The sequence below is a fragment of the Aquimarina intermedia genome (assembly GCF_008124785.1).
GTDB lineage: Bacteria > Bacteroidota > Bacteroidia > Flavobacteriales > Flavobacteriaceae > Aquimarina > Aquimarina intermedia.
Genome location: NZ_VNHU01000001.1, coordinates 67,948 through 87,345, shown reverse-complemented (window position 1 = coordinate 87,345; position 19,398 = coordinate 67,948). Strand labels below are relative to the sequence as shown.

The 19,398-nt window shown below is 34.2% G+C and carries 15 protein-coding genes and 1 tRNA gene; 11 read left to right on the top strand and 5 right to left on the bottom strand.

Annotated elements, in window-relative coordinates; genetic code table 11:
- Positions 1 to 11 precede the first annotated feature (11 nt).
- Positions 12 to 704 (top strand): LysE family translocator, encoded by a 693-nt coding sequence (locus BD809_RS00280; protein WP_148780953.1) that lies wholly within the window; start codon positions 12 to 14, stop codon positions 702 to 704.
- Positions 705 to 739: 35 nt separating this feature from the next.
- On the opposite strand, the gene BD809_RS00275 is transcribed toward BD809_RS00280, so the two are convergent.
- A tRNA-Cys gene (locus BD809_RS00275) sits at positions 740 to 810 on the bottom strand.
- 95 nt (positions 811 to 905) lie between these two features.
- Positions 906 to 1,265: a dihydroneopterin aldolase gene (gene folB, locus BD809_RS00270; RefSeq protein WP_148780952.1), complete on the bottom strand. Its 360-nt coding sequence runs from the start codon at positions 1,263 to 1,265 to the stop codon at positions 906 to 908.
- A gap of 216 nt (positions 1,266 to 1,481) precedes the next feature.
- On the opposite strand from folB, the gene BD809_RS00265 reads away from it, so the two are divergent.
- From BD809_RS00265 to BD809_RS00250, 4 genes are all read left to right on the top strand, one after another.
- Positions 1,482 to 3,614, top strand: a complete 2,133-nt coding sequence (locus tag BD809_RS00265; protein ID WP_148780951.1) for a glutamine--tRNA ligase/YqeY domain fusion protein — start codon at positions 1,482 to 1,484, stop codon at positions 3,612 to 3,614.
- Between the two features lie 189 nt (positions 3,615 to 3,803).
- Positions 3,804 to 4,187: a YtxH domain-containing protein gene (locus BD809_RS00260; protein WP_148780950.1), complete on the top strand. Its 384-nt coding sequence runs from the start codon at positions 3,804 to 3,806 to the stop codon at positions 4,185 to 4,187.
- Between the two features lie 9 nt (positions 4,188 to 4,196).
- A complete protein-coding gene (locus BD809_RS00255) occupies positions 4,197 to 4,547 on the top strand; it encodes a phage holin family protein (RefSeq protein WP_148780949.1) in 351 nt (116 codons plus the stop codon).
- Between the two features lie 28 nt (positions 4,548 to 4,575).
- Complete coding sequence (locus BD809_RS00250) at positions 4,576 to 4,824, top strand: DUF6327 family protein (protein ID WP_246131382.1); 249 nt, start codon at positions 4,576 to 4,578, stop codon at positions 4,822 to 4,824.
- Between the two features lie 239 nt (positions 4,825 to 5,063).
- Here the strand turns inward: BD809_RS00250 and BD809_RS00245 are convergent, their stop codons facing one another.
- The 3 genes from BD809_RS00245 to gltX all read right to left on the bottom strand — a co-directional run bounded on the left by BD809_RS00245 (position 5,064) and on the right by gltX (position 8,706).
- Positions 5,064 to 6,011 (bottom strand): SPFH domain-containing protein, encoded by a 948-nt coding sequence (locus BD809_RS00245; protein WP_148780948.1) that lies wholly within the window; start codon positions 6,009 to 6,011, stop codon positions 5,064 to 5,066.
- A gap of 179 nt (positions 6,012 to 6,190) precedes the next feature.
- Positions 6,191 to 7,042: a DUF4382 domain-containing protein gene (locus BD809_RS00240; RefSeq protein WP_170251709.1), complete on the bottom strand. Its 852-nt coding sequence runs from the start codon at positions 7,040 to 7,042 to the stop codon at positions 6,191 to 6,193.
- Between the two features lie 155 nt (positions 7,043 to 7,197).
- Positions 7,198 to 8,706 (bottom strand): glutamate--tRNA ligase, encoded by a 1,509-nt coding sequence (gene gltX, locus BD809_RS00235; RefSeq protein ID WP_148780946.1) that lies wholly within the window; start codon positions 8,704 to 8,706, stop codon positions 7,198 to 7,200.
- Between the two features lie 231 nt (positions 8,707 to 8,937).
- Here gltX and BD809_RS00230 point away from each other — a divergent pair, with 231 nt between their 5' ends.
- The 6 genes from BD809_RS00230 (at position 8,938) to BD809_RS00205 (ending at position 19,395) form a co-directional block, all read left to right on the top strand.
- Positions 8,938 to 12,375 (top strand): DUF4175 family protein, encoded by a 3,438-nt coding sequence (locus BD809_RS00230; RefSeq protein WP_148780945.1) that lies wholly within the window; start codon positions 8,938 to 8,940, stop codon positions 12,373 to 12,375.
- Positions 12,368 to 12,787, top strand: a complete 420-nt coding sequence (ybeY, locus tag BD809_RS00225; protein ID WP_148780944.1) for an rRNA maturation RNase YbeY — start codon at positions 12,368 to 12,370, stop codon at positions 12,785 to 12,787. Before BD809_RS00230 ends, ybeY begins: the two co-directional genes overlap by 8 nt.
- Before the next feature lie 42 nt (positions 12,788 to 12,829).
- The gene (gene mnmG, locus BD809_RS00220; RefSeq protein ID WP_148780943.1) at positions 12,830 to 14,701 is read left to right on the top strand and encodes a tRNA uridine-5-carboxymethylaminomethyl(34) synthesis enzyme MnmG; all 1,872 of its coding nucleotides are present in this window, start codon (positions 12,830 to 12,832) and stop codon (positions 14,699 to 14,701) included.
- A gap of 497 nt (positions 14,702 to 15,198) precedes the next feature.
- The gene (locus tag BD809_RS00215; RefSeq protein ID WP_148780942.1) at positions 15,199 to 16,050 is read left to right on the top strand and encodes a class I SAM-dependent methyltransferase; all 852 of its coding nucleotides are present in this window, start codon (positions 15,199 to 15,201) and stop codon (positions 16,048 to 16,050) included.
- Between the two features lie 226 nt (positions 16,051 to 16,276).
- Positions 16,277 to 16,798, top strand: a complete 522-nt coding sequence (locus tag BD809_RS00210; protein ID WP_148780941.1) for an OmpH family outer membrane protein — start codon at positions 16,277 to 16,279, stop codon at positions 16,796 to 16,798.
- Between the two features lie 533 nt (positions 16,799 to 17,331).
- Positions 17,332 to 19,395 carry a T9SS type B sorting domain-containing protein gene (locus BD809_RS00205; RefSeq protein ID WP_148780940.1) on the top strand — a complete coding sequence of 688 codons (2,064 nt, stop codon included), beginning with the start codon at positions 17,332 to 17,334 and terminating at the stop codon, positions 19,393 to 19,395.
- Positions 19,396 to 19,398 lie beyond the last annotated feature (3 nt).

Genomic DNA, 19,398 nt, shown 5'->3' with positions numbered 1-19,398 from the left:
GATTTAAATTTATGTTTCAAGACGCGCATGCAGCTATACCTCTAGGATTTTTATTAGCCTTTTTGATCGGACCTGTATTTTTTGTTTTATTAGAAACAGCTGCGATAAAAGGATTTAGAGCGGCAGTTGCTGTAGATTTTGGAGTGATTCTAGCCGATATTGTCTTTATACTCATTGCATATTTTAGTACCAATAAAATATTAGAAAAAATAAAAGATGATCCGGCTTTGTTTATTTTTGGTGGGATGTTGCTAGCTACTTACGGTATAATTTCATTTATTCAAGAACGAAAGAATTACAATAAACTTAGGGATACGAGTGTTGAAATTATTAATAAACACAACTACTTAAAACTTTTTATAAAAGGTTTTCTTCTCAACTTTATAAATATTGGGGTTTTAGGATTTTGGCTAAGTATAATCATTGTAATGGGACCTCAGTTAGACATGGATTCGAATCGAATTTTTTCGTTCTTTGCCATGGTTTTGCTAACGTATTTTATCATAGATGTTTTTAAAATGTTACTCGCAAAAAGATTAAAAAGAAAACTTACACCTAAGAGAACGTATGTTATCAAGCGGGTAATTAGTATTTTAATGATTGTTTTTGGTATGTTTCTAATACTTAAAGGGGTATTACCTGATAATGTTGAGCAACGTCTACAAAATGAAATAGAGAAGATTACTCCGGACTCAACTTTCTAGCAAAAAAAAATCCTGTTGTAAAAACAGGATTTTTGAGGTGTCGAGCGGATTCGAACCGCTGTAGATGGTGTTGCAGACCACTGCCTAGCCACTCGGCCACGACACCGTAATTCTTTCAGTGGGCAAATGTAAAAAAAATAATGATTACAAAAGAACGGATTATCAATTTAACAGAAGAAAAATCAAATTTTTTTATAAAATTTAGCTTCTATTTTTTTTACGTCGAATCGTTACCATTGCTACATTTCCACCAATAGGAGGGTTTATTTTAGAAACATCGACCACCACTTTATTTGCTAAAGGTAACTCCTTCAACACTCTAATCAAAATTCTTTCTGCTGCGTGCTCCAATAATTTGGATCGAATTGCCATTTCTTCCTTTACAATTCTATTTAAATGAACATAGTCGACAGTATCCGATAAATTATCAGATATCGCAGATTTTGTTAAATCCGCATATATGCTTAAATCAATACGATAATCGGATCCTATTTTACCTTCTTCTTCAAGACAGCCATGATTGCTGTATACTTTGATATTCTTTAATGTTATCTTTCCCAAAGTTTTTTGACAAAGATAAAAGATTACTGAGAATCATGATACCGTTAATTGCGCCAATTTTACTTCTTAACAAGCGCTACATAAAACAATAGTATCTCATTTGATATTGTATTTCTATTTTGGATTTGGGGGAGCAATGATTTTACATGTGTTTTGATGGATATATTCAGTTCTGAGTGCAGAATTTTAGTAATTTTGCGTTTTATTTTATAACGGATGACTGAAGAAAAAAAATCACTCAATTTTATTGAGCAATTGATCGAAGAGGATTTAAAGAATACCACCCGCAAGGAGGATTTACGTTTTAGATTCCCTCCTGAGCCTAACGGCTATCTGCACATTGGGCATACTAAAGCTATTGGTATAAGTTTCGGTTTGGGTCTGCGATACAATGCGCCGGTAAATTTGCGTTTTGATGACACTAATCCAGCCAAGGAAGAACAGGAGTATGTAGATGCAATCAAAAAAGATATTAGATGGTTGGGATATGAGTGGGATAAGGAATGTTATTCTTCAGATTATTTTGATACACTATATCAGTGGACCGTTCAACTTATAAAAGAAGGAAAAGCGTACGTTGATTCTCAAAGTGCAGAGGCCATAGCAGATCAAAAAGGTACTACAACTTCTCCCGGAACTAATAGTCCTGATAGAGATCGTCCTGTTGAAGAAAACCTTGATTTGTTCGAACGAATGAAAAATGGTGAATTTGAAGAAGGTTCGTATGTAGTACGTGCAAAAATCGATATGGCAGATCCTAATATGTTAATGCGGGATCCTTTGATGTATCGTATTCTTAAGAAAAAACATCATCGAACGGGAGATGATTGGTGTATTTACCCAATGTACGACTGGACCCATGGTGAGAGTGATTATATAGAAGGTGTTACCCATTCATTATGTTCGTTAGAATTTAAACCCCATAGAAAGCTGTATGATTGGTTTCTGGAACAGATTGCAGAAGAGGGTAAGGTTGTACCTAAACAAACAGAATTTGCACGCTTAAATCTCAGTTATACTATAATGAGTAAACGTAAATTATTACGTTTAGTAGAAGAAGGTGTTGTTTCAGGATGGGATGATCCAAGAATGCCCACCATATCGGCGTTACGAAGAAGAGGATATACTCCAAAATCTATCAGAAAATTTGTTGAAACCGTAGGTGTTGCCAAAAGAGAAAATGTTATTGATGTATCACTACTGGAGTTCTGTGTTCGGGAAGATCTCAATAAAATAGCTCCTAGAGTTATGGCGGTTTTAGATCCTGTTAAATTAATTATAGATAGTTATCCAGATGATCAGGTAGAGCTTTTGGATGCTGAGAACAATCCTGAAGATGAAAAAGCAGGGGAGCGTCAAGTACCATTTAGTAAAGAGTTGTACATAGAACGAGAGGATTTTAAAGAAGAAGCTGGAAGTAAATATTTTAGATTAACACTTGGTAAAGAGGTACGTCTTAAAAACGCCTATATTATTAAAGGGGAATCAGTGGTTAAAAACGATGAAGGTGATATCATAGAGATTCATTGTTCTTATGATCCAGCGAGTAGATCGGGTAGTGGTACAGAGGCTTCTAAACGTAACGTAAAAGGAACGTTGCATTGGGTATCAATAGCGCAGGCTATTCCAGCAGAAATCCGTGTATATGACAGATTATTTTTAGACGAAGCGCCGGATGGTCATAAGGATAAAGATTATATGGAATTTATAAACCCGGAATCCTTAAAAGTCATAAAAGGATTTGTTGAGCCACATTTGCGTACAGCCAAACCATTAGATCACTTTCAATTTCAGCGTTTAGGGTATTTTAATGTAGATCAGGACAGTACTCCAGAAAGTTTAGTGTTTAATAAAACCGTTGGGTTACGTGATACCTGGGCCAAAGAGGCACCGAAACAGAAAAAACAGGTGGTTAGTGCGAAACCAAAATCTACTAAACCGACGATCAAACCTATCGACGAGATTAAAAAATCAGGTAAAAAGTATACAAATTTACCCGATGAGAAACGCTTAAACTTAAGAGCTACCATTTTGCAGCTTGCCAAAGAAGTTTCTTATGAGGAGGTACTTCCGTTGTTTGGAACAGCGAAGAAGAAAATAGGTTCACGCATAGTTGCCTTGATGACTACAGGGGTGGTCTTGGAATGTAACAATTTAGATTTGGATGCGGATAGTAAAAAGTTCGTACTTGAAGCGCTTAATGATGACAACGAGTTACTTCAGTTTGAAGCTATGGTAATTTTGAAAAGGTATCCTGATGTAGTAAGTCAACATACGGATCGTATGTTACAAATTCAACAAGAGACAGAGAATCAAGCTATCAAAACTATGGTTCAAGAGTTATTGTGATGTTAATATTATTGGTATTTTTTAGTTATTTAAGGGTTTCTTTAGGATAATAGAATCGTTTTAGTCTTTATTTAGTAATTTTATGTAAATTTTGACATAGTAACAGGTTTAATTAACCCGTTGTTAACAGCCTAAGATGCATACGTATTGTAATTTAGCTTACTAATTATTAACCTAAAATCAATTCATATGTCAAGTTCAGGAAACACAGGAAATACCCTATTAGCATTAGTAACAGGCGCTATAATTGGAGCAGGAGTAGGATTACTATATGCTCCCGAAAGTGGCGATAAAACCAGAAAAAAGCTTAAGAAAGGAGCTAAGGATGCACAGCTTAAATTAAACCAAAAATATCAAGAGACTGCATCTATTATTGGTGAAAAAGCAGCAAAAGCTAAAGTAGAGTTTGAATCTAAACTGGAGGAAACTCTTTCTAATGCGAGCTATAAGGCTGATGATATCTTATTAGCAATGGAGAATAAGCTGGAGGAGTTGAGAAAAAAAAACGCGAAATTACATAAAGAAGTAACCGTTGAAAAAGCTAAAACGAGCGCTAATAAAGCAGTAGTTTAATAGAGGTCTATGGCGTTTGAAAATCTAACCGATAATGTAAAAGAGATTGATAAGAATGTTCGAAGTTATGTCGAGACTAGCATCGAATACTACAAGTTAGATCTTTTTAAGAAAACAATGAAAAGCACCATATCCTTGGCTAATACGTTAGTCATGGGTAGCTTATTGATGTTGATACTAATATTTCTTTCTGTAGGAGCTTCCATTTGGATAGGTCAAGCTATTAATCATTTACCAGCCGGATATTTCATTGTGGCTGGATTCTATGCAATTGTCATGGCACTGCTTGCTATTTTTGGTAAATCATATTTTAAGAAACGATTACTAATTAAATATTCAAGGATTTTCTTTAATGACTAATTAAGAATTGCAGTAAAAATTAAATTATATGAGTCAGTCTAATACAGGGATGAAAATTTATAGCAGTTTTGAAGAGATTAATAGAGATCTTAAGTTTTTAAAATTGCAGAAGGAAATTAATCTGGAAGAAATTAAAATTAGTTATCATACTACCAAAGAAAATTTTTCAGTTTTTAGAACCATCGGTAATATTGCCGGCGCAATTGCTAAAAAAGCGTTCGTATTAAAAGCTGTAAATAAAATGCTCGGCATCACCCGGGTGAAAAAAATAGAGTAAAAAAATCCCATCACATTGATGGGATTTTTTATTATAAACAGAATCTATTTAAGTTTATTATCAATAACTTTTTCTGATTAAAAATAGCTTCATCAGAAGCGATTTAATGGACTTTTTTTATTTTAACTTGTGATTCTACATTCATGCTAAATCAAATAGCATACAAGGCTTAAAAATAATTATTTATTAAATTTATGCTTTTTTCAGATGACTCAAAGATGGTTTACCAAAATTCTTTCCTAGCTATCATCAGATTTTTTATTTTTTAGTGATTTTTTTAGATTTTGTTTTTTCATTTCTTCACCAATTTGGTTGGATGCTGTAAAAGATGCAATCATGTTATTCAACATATCACTTCCTGCTTGTGGAGAATTTGGTAATAAAATAAGATTACTATTCGTTTCCTCACCGATAGATTGTAAGGTGTCGTAATGCTGTGTTACTACAATTAGTGCTGAGGCCTCCTGAGAATTAATTCCCACGTTATTAAGAACATCCACACTTTCTTCAAGTCCTCTTGCAATTTCGCGACGTTGATCTGCGATACCTTGCCCTTGTAGACGTTTACTTTCTGCTTCAGCACGTGCTTTAGCCACTATTTTGATACGTTCAGCTTCAGCTTCATACTCTGCGGCTATCTTTTCACGCTCTGCTGCATTAATACGATTCATAGCTTCTTTAACTTGCAGATCTGGATCGATGTCTGTAACTAATGTTTTGATAATATCATATCCATAATCAATCATGGCTTCATTTAGTTCGCTCTTAACCGCAATAGCAATATCATCCTTTCGTTCAAAAACATCGTCTAGTTTCATTTTAGGAACTTCTGCTCGCACTACATCAAACACATAAGATGTTATTTGATCTTGAGGGTTTTCGAGTCGGTAGAAAGCATCGTATATTTTTGTTTTTAAAACTTGGTATTGCACAGAAATTTTAAGACGAACAAACACATCATCTTTTGTTTTGGTTTCTACAATGACATCAAGTTGTTGAATTTTGAGATTAATTCTTCCTGCAATACGATCAACCATCGGAATTTTAAAATGCAGTCCGGAATTACGAATGCTTAGAAATTTTCCAAAACGTTCGACAACGGCAGATGTTTGTTGTTTCACGGTAAAGATACCGGACAGTAAAATGATAAAGCCTATAATGAATATAGGAATTAAAAAGAAAGTCATATTTTTTTGGTTATCGATTAGGTAGGTAAATTACTAATATTTTAAATAGTTTACATTATGAACGTTGAATAACAATGTTCCATGTGGAAAATAATAACCTTGTCCTTCTATATTTTTAACCATAAAAAAAGACAGCCTATACATATACAGGCTGTCTATCCAACATAGTTAGTTTGATTTTAGTTTTCCTGAGGAAGCTTTAGTAAGAAATCCTGAATAGCATCTACACCTGAGGTAATGGTAACGTTTTCCGCAGTTTCCATAGTATAGAAATTTGCTTCAGCTGTCACAGTGTAGGTTCCCGCTGATAATCCCATTACTTTATAAGTACCATCGGCATTAGTAAATGTCGTAGTATTTAAGGTATCAGCAGCAAATACAGAAATTTGTGCGCCCTCTAAAGCAATAGGAGCTGTTCCAAATTCAAAAGATTCGCCAGTTACGGTTCCAGAAAGAGAAGACGAGGTTGAGGAGTTAGACGCTTTAATTACAGGTTTAAAAATAAATCCTGTGATTCCATTTGTAGAATTAGGATTGCCTTGCGCTACAAATGATTTACTGATATCAAAATCTAATAAAATCTCTCCGGTAGTACCTTCTCCAACAGTAATAAATGGATCCACAAATACTTTTAATCCTGATTGTGCTCCACTTGGAACTTTTAGATTGTATACAGTACCATCTTTAAGCACTACACTGGCATCTTTTATATAGATTCTAAATAAGTTATAGCTACCAGATGGGATTTCGATATCTGCTAGCGTTTCGGTAAGACCATTGTTCAATTCTAATAAATTAATAGTCGCTTCTTTTTCAGTTAAAGTGACATAACTAGATTCAGAATCTTTGTTCTCACTTCTACCTTCTATTTTAGTAATAGTTACATTAGTTTCTTTAACTAAATCATATTGAAAAGGGGCATCAGTAACTCGAACTACCATTTTACCGGAAGCAGAGCTTTCATCGTTTGAGCAACTTGTTAAGGTTGTGACTACTGCTAATGCAGCAAGAATTAGGTTTTTAATTTTCATCATTTTGGGTTTTAGTTAATCCTTTATAAGAATTAGGTTTGTTACTGTTGGATAATACTATAACAAACTAAGCCCACTTTTCCCTTTAATGAATATGCTGGAAACGCAAAAAACCCAATCGCTCAGGATCGGGTTTTTTACTTTGGTGTTTACGGTTATATTATTTTAATGCTATGTTCAATGCGTTGTATAGTTTCATCTTTTCCAATGATGGCCGCTATCTCAAAAACATCCGGACCCTGTAAGGAACCCACAAGTGCAATTCTTAAAGGCATCATGATTTTACCAAAACTAATTTCTTGTGCTTGAATCCACGATTTTACGATCGTAGATATACTTGCAGCAGTAAAATCCGAGATATCCGTTAGCACTCTATTTAGTTCATGCATTAACATAGGTGTATCTTCTTTCCAGGCCTTTTTTAAAGCCTTTTCATCATATTCTTGAGGTGCAATAAACAAAAACGAACTTAGATCCCACAGATCCTTCGTAAATACCGCACGTTCTTTCACAAGATTTAAAATATTCTTGATATTAAGAGTGGTGGTAATTTCTTTTTCATAAAGTATCTCTTTGAAGGTGGTAACTAATTGTTCGGCAGGTACATCCTGTAAATGTTGTTGTTGAAACCATTTGGTTTTTTCTGGATCGAATTTAGCTCCTGATTTGTTTACCTTTTTTAAATCAAATTCTTCGATTAATTCAGTAAGTGTAAATATTTCTTGTTCAGTCCCGGGATTCCAACCTAGAAAAGCGAGCATGTTGATAACAGCTTCTGGTAAATATCCGTCTTCTCTATAACCACTGGATATTTCTTTAGTTTTTGGGTCTTCCCATAATAATGGAAAAACGGGAAACCCTAGTTTGTCTCCATCTCTTTTACTTAACTTTCCTTTACCTACGGGTTTTAGAATTAATGGTAGGTGAGCAAATTTTGGACTTTCCCAACCAAAGGCTCGGTAAAGCAACACATGCAACGAAAGTGATGGCAACCATTCTTCACCACGAATTACATGAGATATTTTCATAAGATGATCATCTACAATATTAGCCAAGTGATACGTTGGCATACCATCACTTTTAAATAAAATTTTATCATCTAATGTTTTAGTGTCAATGGTGATAGTTCCGCGAATTTCATCTTCCAAAAGTAACGGCTCGGTGCGATCACTTTTGAAACGTATTACATAGGTATCACCAGCTGCTAGTTTTTTATCGACTTCCTGCTTTGATAGAGAAAGTGAGTTATTAAGCGTAATTCGGTTATGCCAATTATAAATAAATGTTTTTCCTTCTGCTTCGTAGTTTTTACGAATGTTGTCTAATTCGGTTGTAGTATCAAAAGCGTAGTAGGCAGCGCCGCTATCAATAAGTTGGTTGGCATAATCTTTATATAAAGATTTTCGTTCACTTTGTCTATAAGGACCGTATGAACCCTCTTTACCGGGACCTTCATCGTACGGTATGGAACACCAATCTAAAGCGTTGCTAATATAGTTTTCTGCTCCTTCTACGTATCTGTTTTGATCAGTGTCTTCTATACGCAATATAAAAGCACCATTATTTTTTTTAGCAAATAAGTAATTAAATAGTGCAGTGCGTAGTCCACCGATATGTAATGGTCCTGTTGGACTGGGAGCAAATCGTACCCGTACATTGTTCATCGTAAAAATGATTTTTTTGTTAATGTTTTATGTGTGGTGCAAAGATACAATCTTCCTATTGCTTTTTAATTAATTATAAACATTAGGTGCAATGTTATCTTTGAGAGTATTGTACGGTCTTGGTATAATTCATGTAGCTAAGAGTATTAGAGTATTTTCGACTTTTGTAATAGAGCAGTTTACAAAATAAAATTGTAGTTTTAGAGGTTAAGTTGTCAACAGGTTATTTACATGAATCGATTTCAATATATAGAATCAAAGTTAGAAGGATTTATTAAGAAGTATTATCTCAATAAATTGATCAAAGGGGGTATTCTTTTTATATCCATAGGAACATTATACTTTATTGTTTCTGTGGCTGTAGAGCATTTATTGTATTTATCTCCAGCTAGTAAGACTTTGTTGTTTTATTTATTTGTACTGGTAGAGATAATTTTATTTATATTTTTTATTATACTACCTATTGTCAAATTATTACGTTTGTCAAAAGGAATTTCAAGTTCTTATGCTGCTACTCTTATCGGAAATCATTTTCCGGAAGTTGATGACAGGTTACTTAATTTACTTCAATTAAGCGATAACCGAGTTAAGAGTGATTTACTTCTTGCTAGTATTGATCAAAAAGCAAAATCGCTTAGTCCGGTTCCCTTTAAAAAAGCAATTACATTTAAGAGTAATGTCAAATACCTTAAATACATTATATTGCCCATTATTCTTTTCTTGTTCTTCTCTGCTCTAAGTGGTTTTGATTGGTTTACTTCTAGCTATGATCGATTCGTAAAGTATGATACATCTTTCGTACCACCGGCACCTTTTAATTACTTGATTGAAAATGATAATTTATCTGTGCATGAAAACAAGGATTATGTATTACGTGTACAAGTAGTTGGATCGACTATTCCTGAGATGCTAACCATACATTTTCATAATGAGAGTTATTATATGTCCAAAAAATCTATTGATGTTTTTGAGTTTTTGTTTGAAAAGATGTCAGAATCCAAATCATTTTATATTGAAGCAAATGGAGTTCGGTCAAGGGAGTATCTGTTACGTGTAATCAATGTTCCCAACTTGATTGAATTAAAAGTCTATTTGGAGTATCCTAACTATACAGGATTAAAGGATGAACAAATGCTTAATACAGGTAACTTTGTGGTTCCTGAAGGGACAAAAATACGTTACAATATTATTTCAAATAACACTGATGCTATATCTTTTATAACCGAGGATAGTATAAAGAAGTTTGTAAAAAACAATAATACCTTTACACGGGAACAAAGAGTGTACAACTCTTTTAATTACACCATAACCACCTCTAATACCAATGTTAGTAATTATGATGAATTAGCATATAAGATTACTAGTATACAAGATGAATTTCCCAAAATTACAGTTCAGGAACATATTGATAGCTTAAGAACAGATACGAGATATTATTATGGAAAAATAAGTGATGATTATGGATTAACTAAGCTTCGAATTGTATATCAAAATATAGATCGATCCACACCGGAGCAGTACCAAAACATAAAATTCGATAAGGGTAATTTTTCTGAATTTGTATATGATTTAGTTACATCCATCGAGTTTGAATCTGGTAAAACCTACGAGTATTTTTTTGAGGTTTGGGATAATGATGCATTACATAATTATAAGAATTCGGTTAGTAAAGTTTTTATGTATAGTCAATTGTCGGAACAGAAGAAGGAGGAGAAACGATTAGAAAATCAAAAATCCATATTGGAAAACTTGGATGCAACTTTAAATAAATTTGAGGATTCTGAAAATGAACTTCAACGCTTATCTAGGTTGCAAAAGGAGCAAACTAATATGGATTATGAGGATAAACAAAAGCTCAAAGATTTTTTGGAGAAACAAAAGATGCAAGAGCAACTGATGAAAAAATTCTCAGAGAAACTTCAAAATAATCTATCAGAAGAAACGCCGGAGGAAAATAAAGAACCATTTAAAGATGCCCTTAAAGAAAAATTAGAACGACAACAAGCGCGCTTAAAAAAGAACGAAGAATTACTGAAGGAAATTGAAAAGCTAGCACAGGATATTAACCGTGAAAAGCTGACAGAAAAATTAGATCAGCTAGCTAAGGAGAACAAAAATATTAAAAAGAATTTGGAGCAGTTACTAGAACTAACCAAACGATTTTATGTAAAAGAAAAGCATGATAAATTAGCTGATGATTTATTGAGGTTAGCAGAAAAGCAAGAAGAGTTAGCAGCAGGAGATAAAGAAAAAAATACTACGCAAGCACAAGACAGCGTGTCTAAGAATTTCGATAAAATAAAAGAGGCTTTAGATAAACTTGAGAAAGATAACGAGAGTTTAAAAAAACCAATGAACTTAGAGTTTGACAAAAAAGCTAAGGAACAAATTAGTGAGGAACAAGAAAAGGCTACTGATAATTTGAAGGAAGAAAAACAAGCTGAAGCAAAAAAAAATCAACAATCTGCTGCTCAACAAATGAAAAATATGGCTGCCAAAATGCACAATCAAATGCAAATGTCGGGAGAAGCACAGCAGGAAGAAGATGCTGAGATGCTACGTCAGATTTTGGATAATTTGGTAGACTTCTCATTGTCTCAGGAAACTTTGCTTACAGAGTTTTCAGAAATTTCTATCAATAATCCATCGTATTCCTATAAGCTAAAAAGACAGAGTGTCCTTAGAGAGAACTTTGTTCATGTGGATGATAGTTTATATGCGCTGGCATTACGTACACCTGAAATTACAGATGACGTTACCGATAAGTTGAGTGATGTTGAGTTCAATTTAGATAAATCAATCGAACGTCTTGCAGAAAATCAGCTTATTCAGGGCAAGGCGAGTCAGCAGTTTACAATCACCGGCGCTAATGATTTAGCCTATTTGTTAAGTAATGTTTTAGAACAGATGCAAAACAGTATACCATCGTCGGGTAGTGGAAAAGGTCAAGGTAAAGGATTTCAATTACCTGATATTATAAAGAGTCAGGAAGAGCTCAATGATCGCATGCAAAAAGGAAGCAAGGGGCAAAGTAAGGATGGTAAAGGAACATCAGAGAAAGAATCAGGTGAGCAAGGAGATGAGAAAAGCGGGAATTCCGATAAAGAGAAATCATCAGGTAAGGAAGGGGAGCAAGGAGAAAAGAGCGGTAATTCATCTCAAGCTGGTGACGGTAAAAAAGGTCCTAAGGGAAAGGGAAAAAACCGTAAAGGGGAAGGTGGTAATGAAAGTGGAGAAGGTGAATTCGGAGAAGAAGAAATGAATGGGGAGCTCTTTGAAATTTACAAAGCACAACAAGAATTACGAAAGGCACTTGAACAAAAAATGAATGAAGCAGGTGTAAAAGATAAAGGAATAAATGTTTTAAAGAGGATGGAAGGGGTAGAAAATGAATTGTTACAAAGGGGTTTTAATGAGCAAACATTACAGAGAATGATGGACTTAAAACATCAATTATTAAAACTTGACAAAGCAGCTTTTGAGCAGGGAAAGAAAGAAGAAAGAGAAAGTAAAACTAATCGTCAAAATTATAAGGGCGTCAATTCATTGAATAAAGAACAAATCAAACAATATTTTAAAACGACTGAAATATTAGAAAGACAAGTATTACCTTTGCGCCAAAATTATAAGGAGAAGGTTAAAACCTATTTTAATAAATCAAATGATTAGTTTTTACTACGAGGAAAATACCCAAAAACTGAAAGAGCAACCCTTAATAAATTGGCTAAAGAATGTTGCTGTAACAGAGAAAAAAACAATTGATGAGATTACGTATATTATTTGTGATGATGAATATCTTCTTGACATAAATAAGAAATTTCTAGATCACGATACGTACACGGATATAATTACATTTGATAATTCAATAGGTAAAATATTAAGTGCTGACATATTTATTTCGCAAGAGCGTGTTATCGAAAATGCAATAATTTTTGGATGTAGTGTGGAAGAAGAAATGAGAAGAGTGCTCGTTCATGGAGTTTTGCATTTATGTGGATACACCGACAAAACAGATGATGAACAAGCGTTAATGACAGCCAAGGAAAACGAAAAATTAGCATTGTTCCACGTGGAACAATAACATAATTTATAAATGTTCCACGTGGAACAAAAGAAGAATACTATGTTTGAAAAGGAATATGATGTTATTGTAGTAGGTGGTGGGCACGCAGGAAGCGAAGCCGCTGCAGCCGCTGCAAACTTAGGAAGTAGTACCTTGTTGGTGACAATGAATCTCCAAAACATTGCCCAGATGAGTTGTAATCCTGCAATGGGAGGGATTGCAAAAGGACAGATCGTAAGGGAGATTGATGCGCTTGGCGGATATAGTGGTATAGTGAGTGATCGTACCGCAATTCAGTTTAAAATGTTGAATAAATCAAAAGGACCTGCGATGTGGAGTCCGCGTGTTCAAAGTGATAGAATGCGCTTTGCAGAGGAGTGGCGCTTAATGCTAGAGCGCACTCCAAATCTTGATTTTTATCAAGAGATGATTAGTGGGTTGCTGATTGAAAACAATAAAATTACCGGCGTACAGACTTCTTTGGGAATAAAAATTAAAGCTAAATCTGTAGTACTAACAAATGGTACGTTTCTTAATGGTTTAATTCATATCGGAGAAAAAAACTTTGGTGGAGGTAGAGCAGGAGAAAGAGCCGCTACAGGAATCACAGAACAATTAATTGATTTAGGTTTTGACGCTGGTCGAATGAAAACCGGAACACCACCACGGGTTGATGGTAGATCCTTGGACTTTACTAAAATGATTGAACAACCAGGTGATGAACATCCTGAAAAATTTAGTTACACTAATTTAACCAAGCCTTTAAATAAGCAACGGTCTTGTCATATGACGTACACATCGTCATTAGTGCATGATGTACTTAGAGAAGGATTTGATCGTTCTCCAATGTTTAATGGAAGAATTCAAAGTCTTGGACCGAGATATTGTCCATCTATTGAGGATAAGATTAATAGATTTGCTGACAAAGATCGTCATCAGATTTTTGTAGAGCCCGAAGGTTGGGATACCGTAGAGATGTATATTAATGGGTTTTCAACATCATTACCAGAGGATGTACAGTTTAAAGCATTGCGATCAGTGGCTGGTTTCGAAAATGTAAAATTCTTTCGTCCGGGCTATGCTATCGAGTATGACTATTTTCCACCAACACAATTAACCCATACCTTAGAAACCAAATTAGTTTCAGGATTATTTTTTGCTGGACAAATAAATGGAACTACAGGATATGAGGAAGCAGCTTCACAAGGATTGATGGCGGGAATTAATGCAGCTTTAAAAACTCAAGAAAGAGATGCATTTATTCTTAAAAGAAACGAAGCGTATATAGGGGTGTTAATTGATGATTTAATTACCAAAGGGACGGAAGAGCCATATCGAATGTTTACTTCTCGTGCAGAATATAGAACACTCTTACGTCAGGATAATGCAGATTTTAGGTTAACACCCAAAGCATTCGAATTGGGATTAGCTGACGAACAGCGTATGCGTCGTATGGAAGAAAAGCAACAAAAGTCTGAAGCTTTTGTTCAGTTCTTTAAGGATACTAGTGTGACACCAGAAGAAGCGAATCCGGTTTTAGAAGAAAAGAATTCTTCTAAAATTAATCAAAGCGGTAAACTTTTTAAACTCTTTGCACGCCCTCAAATAACATTAGAGGATATTAAACACTTTAATACAATAGCATCGTATATCGAGGAACATAATTTGGATACCGAGATTCTTGAACAAACCGAAATCCAAGTTAAGTATGCCGGTTATATTGAAAAAGAAAAAAACAATGCAGATAAATTGAATCGTTTAGAGGATGTCAAAATCCCTTCTAATTTTGATTACACAAAACTTAAATCCTTGAGTTATGAAGCTAGGGAAAAGATGACCAAAATTAAACCCGCAACGGTTTCGCAGGCTTCCAGGATAAGCGGAGTATCTCCAAGTGATGTTTCTGTTCTGTTGGTATATATGGGAAGATGATATGCGTTCCACGTGGAACATTTGCTAGTGAAGTAGGTTTTTACCACTTAGATGTAATGGTATTAATTACGTGTATATATACTTTCTATCATATGAAACAGCTTGATAACACATATAATTCATCAAATGTATTTTAAAATCACCTTTTATTAAGGGCAAACGTATCAGCAATAGTATAAGTTGTTTTAACTATAATTGTCAGGTGTTCATTATCGGAAATCCAGAATACTTAAAATAATTATATAAAAATCAATTATATATATTTAAAGTGTACATAGGAATATTGAATTGAAAACAGGGTTTTCTTATAGCCGACTAGAGTAATAGTCTTTTACAAAATATAATTTCAAAAGTGATTTGTAGGAAATGTATAATATAAATAGGTTTGAAGTGGATAGGTTGTAACTTAGATCCATGGTATGTTACCGAGAGTTATCAAAAAAGTAAAAAAAAAAACGTAGTTAAATCATTTAAAAGAACACGTGTAAAAAGTAAGGATGACAGACGAAAAATTAAAACCTGTATATATAGAATGTAAAGACTACACAGTGAGTGGTGAAAAATTTGAGTTACTATATAATAAAAAGTATGATTCACTTGAAACTCACCCGCGCCCTTCGATAAAAGATTTACCTAATTATTATCTAAGTGAAGACTATATTTCACATACCGACGCTAAACGTAATCTTTTCGAAAAACTTTACCACGGTATTAAAAGCTATATGCTTCAAAAAAAAGTTGATTTAATTAACCAACGGGTATCCGTAAAAGGAAGACTGTTAGATATCGGAGCGGGTACTGGAGATTTTTTGGTAGCTGCAAACAAAGAAGGTTGGTCAACATACGGGGTCGAACCAAATATAGAGGCTAGAAATATTGCTCTAACTAAAAATATCAATCTGGTTGATGAACTATCTAACCTACCAGTTCAGAAATATGATGTTATTACCCTATGGCATGTTTTAGAACATATACCTGATTTGGATGTAACCTTCAATCAAATACAAAAGTATCTAGATACTAATGGAATCTTGATTGTTGCTGTGCCAAATTATAAATCGTATGATGCTACCTATTATAAAGAATTTTGGGCGGCCTATGATGTGCCACGTCACCTTTGGCATTTTTCGAAAAAGTCAATAAAAAATATATCTAAAGAGTATGGGTTCGAATTACTATCAACCAAACCCATGATTTTTGATTCATTTTATGTATCCCTTTTATCAGAAAAATATAAATCTGGTAAAATGAACTTTTTAAAGGGATTTTACATCGGTTTGTTATCTAATTTCAAAGCTATGAGGTCAAAAGAGTTTTCATCACATATATATATACTTAAAAAAGCCTAAAACTTATTTTAAAGCGATTTAAGGGGCGATTATATATATACATGAGATAATATATCAACGATTGTATTTTAACCATAAGAGCACGGTGAATTAAATCCGTTTTTTATAATTTCTAATTATCAATATTCGTTTATATATAAATTTTATTGATTTCAATAAATTATGAGAAGTGTCGTATTTTTACTTATAAACTTTAATATTTTTGCGTTAAACTAAAATTTAAGAAATGAGAAAATTTTTATGGATTGCATTAGCTAGTATTTCATTCGTAGCATGTAACCAAACATCAGAGAAAACGGCTTATGTTAATAACACCAAGGTTGTGTCTGAATTTGCTGAAATGAAAGTCGCACAAGAAAAGTGGACGAAAAAGAATAATGAGGTACGTGCAGAGTTAGAAGAAAAGGCAAAACAATTTCAAATAGAAGTACAAGGGTATCAAAATATCATGAAATCCATGTCTCAGGCTAATCGTACTAAGAAAGAGCAAGAGTTAATGGCTAAGCAGCAACAATTGCAAGGGGAGCAGCAGAGTCGTATGCAAGAGATTCAGCAAGGTAGCCAGACTGAAATAGATTCTATTATTGTAAAAGTTAAGGATTTCATACAAGAATACGGTAAAACTAATGGATATACCTATATTTTTGGAGATACAGAGGTGAGTAATATTCTTTACGGTAAAGAAGAATTAAATATTACTGATAAAATTATTAAAGAGCTTAATAAAGAAACGTCAGATTCAAATTAACAAGCTTTTAACCGTTCAAAAAACCCGATACTTGCTATCGGGTTTTTTTATGCCTGTTTGTCAGATTTTAAGTGATTATTTCCCTTAAATTGTAGGATACCAATAAACGTGTTTACTTTGCATTTGATCGTGTCTATCTGACGTTTTTTTATAGGTATAGGGCTATTTCAAATGTTAAATAGTTAACAATTAAGCTGTTTTTGGCTGAAATATCAGGTTGAATGGGATAGCTTTAATAGCCGTTATATAATGATGTGTATATAATTCAAGATACATTATTAGGTGTTAAATCACTGTTTATCAATATTATAAGATGTATGAAGTGGTGTTTTTATTATTTTATACAACCCCAATTTGATCCGAATTATTAAAGGTAAGAATATTATTACAAAAAAAAGTAAAATAAACGTTTGCCGTAATAATATAATTCATAATTTTATGTTTTTACTATAATTATATTAACAATATTATTAACATGCGTCCCAAATCGCAATGCTAATGTGCTGTTTTTCACCCTAATTTAAGTGTGAATTATGAAAAATAAGCTTAACCTAACATCTTTACTTCTATTGGCAGTGCTACTCATTTCTTCTCATGAGCTAGCAGCACAACGCGCTATAAGCGCTCCCGTATTTGAAAACGGCTCTACTCAAATTTGTGCAAGTCCTGGTAATAATACTTTTACGGTTATTGCAACGTTATCCGCTGGACCGGCATTAGATAACAGTAATCAATATATTTTAGAAGTTTCTGCACCTGATGGCACCTTTGCTGATACTGATCAGAATATAGAGTTAGCGCGAGTTACAGGACCGAATGATTCTAATGAAGGAGAAATACGATTTGAAAATTTCAGTGTGGACGAATCTTTGAATAGCGACACATATCGTTTGCGTATTAGAGCTTCCACAGACGATTCGGTTATTAGTTCAGAATCTGTTGAGATAGCAATGCACTATTTCCGTAACGATCTAACTGTTGTATTGAATAGTAGGGAAGATGTAATTCTTTGTAATACGGCTAGTATTAATAGAACTATAAACCCAGTAGTTCTTGACGATATTGGAAATGAATTAAATGTTGATGACTTCAAATGGCAATGGTATAGAGGAGATTTGGGTACCTCGGCTTTTGATGCCGTAGCGATACCAGGTGAAACCTCATCGAGTTATACTGTAACCCAGGAGGGTAAATATGTGGTAAAAATCTTTTATGGCAAATGTCAAATTGTTTATAACAAAGCTAGTTCCAATGCGATCGAAGTGTTTATTGTTGATGTAGCAGACGTCTTTATCAATGAAGGTGCTTCAGTAGCCTTTTGCCCGCAAGACGCTAAGGTTTTGACATCAAGTGAAACGAATACTGATTACACGTACCAATGGTTTAAAAATGATACAGCGATTGAAGGAGAAATCGCCTCTACAATTACTTTACCTGACAACGATTTCGGTGGTAATTATACATTAGAGGTACGCTACAGTGAGGATTGTACGGTAACAACAGATCCTATAGCGGTAACTAATAACGGCTCTAGTATCACAGAAACTTTACCTGAGAATTTAATAATATTACCAACACAAACGATAACGCTGCAAGTTACCACTGACGCTCCCGAGGGAAGTACTGTACAATGGTTTGTGGACACAAACCTTCAAAAACAAGAACCATTATCAGGAACTACATCTACTTTTGAAGCTAATTTTGTTGGTAGATACCGAGTTAGAATACAGGCTACCGATGCCTGTAATAGTGTAATCGAATCTCAAACTGAAATTTTTGCACCTATTGGTTTTGAAAGTACCATTGGTTCAGGATCTGATCTAACCTGTGATGATACTACGGTAGACATCGCACTTCAAGAAATGGTTGGTGTTACCGCTAGCGATTTGAGAGTACCCCTCACACAAGATCAATATTCCTTTTTTGATTTTGAATGGTTAGCTGATGGGGCAACAACCGGAGATACAGAAACAACATTAACAGTCGACACAGCTAACCAAGATGCGGTATATCAACTACAGGCGGATCTCAAAACGGGTGAATTTAGTAACATACTATCAAATGAAGTTTCTGTGAAGTATGTTGCTTCTGATACAGAAATAACATTGACACCCGATAGTCTCCCAAAAGACGGATCCATTACATTGACCGTTCCACCGGATGACAGTTACACTTATGAGTGGTATAGGGTCGTGGATGATGAAGAACAAGTAATTGAAGGAGCAACTACCAATGAGATCACCGTCAGCGAGACCGGTGATTACTTCGTTAGAATAGCTTCCGTTTTTTGTAGTTTGGATACACCAATAGTAACCGTTAGTGAAGAAGCTGCGCTCTCTGCTTTTATACCAAACATCGTTACTCCTAATAGTGACGGTATTAATGATACATGGAATTTACCTGATGAATTGACCGATTCGCCAGAGGTAGAAGTAATAATATATGATTCAAGAGGGCAAATAGCCTTACAAACCACCAATTATAGAAATGGAGACTGGCCTAATGATACGGATGTATCAAAGGAAACAGTTTACTACTTTATAATTACAAAAAACAATTCTGTTATCCGTAAGGGCTCAATAACGGTAATGAAATAATTT

Excerpts from the sequence above, each read along its gene's own strand:
- BD809_RS00280 (WP_148780953.1), top strand. The coding sequence starts at position 12 with ATGTTTCAAGACGCGCATGCAGCTATACCTCTAGGATTTTTATTAGCC.
- BD809_RS00265 (WP_148780951.1), top strand. The coding sequence starts at position 1,482 with ATGACTGAAGAAAAAAAATCACTCAATTTTATTGAGCAATTGATCGAA.
- BD809_RS00260 (WP_148780950.1), top strand. The coding sequence starts at position 3,804 with ATGTCAAGTTCAGGAAACACAGGAAATACCCTATTAGCATTAGTAACA.
- BD809_RS00255 (WP_148780949.1), top strand. The coding sequence starts at position 4,197 with ATGGCGTTTGAAAATCTAACCGATAATGTAAAAGAGATTGATAAGAAT.
- BD809_RS00250 (WP_246131382.1), top strand. The coding sequence starts at position 4,576 with ATGAGTCAGTCTAATACAGGGATGAAAATTTATAGCAGTTTTGAAGAG.
- BD809_RS00245 (WP_148780948.1), bottom strand. The coding sequence starts at position 6,011 with ATGACTTTCTTTTTAATTCCTATATTCATTATAGGCTTTATCATTTTA.
- BD809_RS00240 (WP_170251709.1), bottom strand. The coding sequence starts at position 7,042 with ATGAAAATTAAAAACCTAATTCTTGCTGCATTAGCAGTAGTCACAACC.
- gltX (WP_148780946.1), bottom strand. The coding sequence starts at position 8,706 with ATGAACAATGTACGGGTACGATTTGCTCCCAGTCCAACAGGACCATTA.
- BD809_RS00230 (WP_148780945.1), top strand. The coding sequence starts at position 8,938 with ATGAATCGATTTCAATATATAGAATCAAAGTTAGAAGGATTTATTAAG.
- ybeY (WP_148780944.1), top strand. The coding sequence starts at position 12,368 with ATGATTAGTTTTTACTACGAGGAAAATACCCAAAAACTGAAAGAGCAA.
- mnmG (WP_148780943.1), top strand. The coding sequence starts at position 12,830 with ATGTTTGAAAAGGAATATGATGTTATTGTAGTAGGTGGTGGGCACGCA.
- BD809_RS00215 (WP_148780942.1), top strand. The coding sequence starts at position 15,199 with ATGACAGACGAAAAATTAAAACCTGTATATATAGAATGTAAAGACTAC.
- BD809_RS00210 (WP_148780941.1), top strand. The coding sequence starts at position 16,277 with ATGAGAAAATTTTTATGGATTGCATTAGCTAGTATTTCATTCGTAGCA.
- BD809_RS00205 (WP_148780940.1), top strand. The coding sequence starts at position 17,332 with ATGAAAAATAAGCTTAACCTAACATCTTTACTTCTATTGGCAGTGCTA.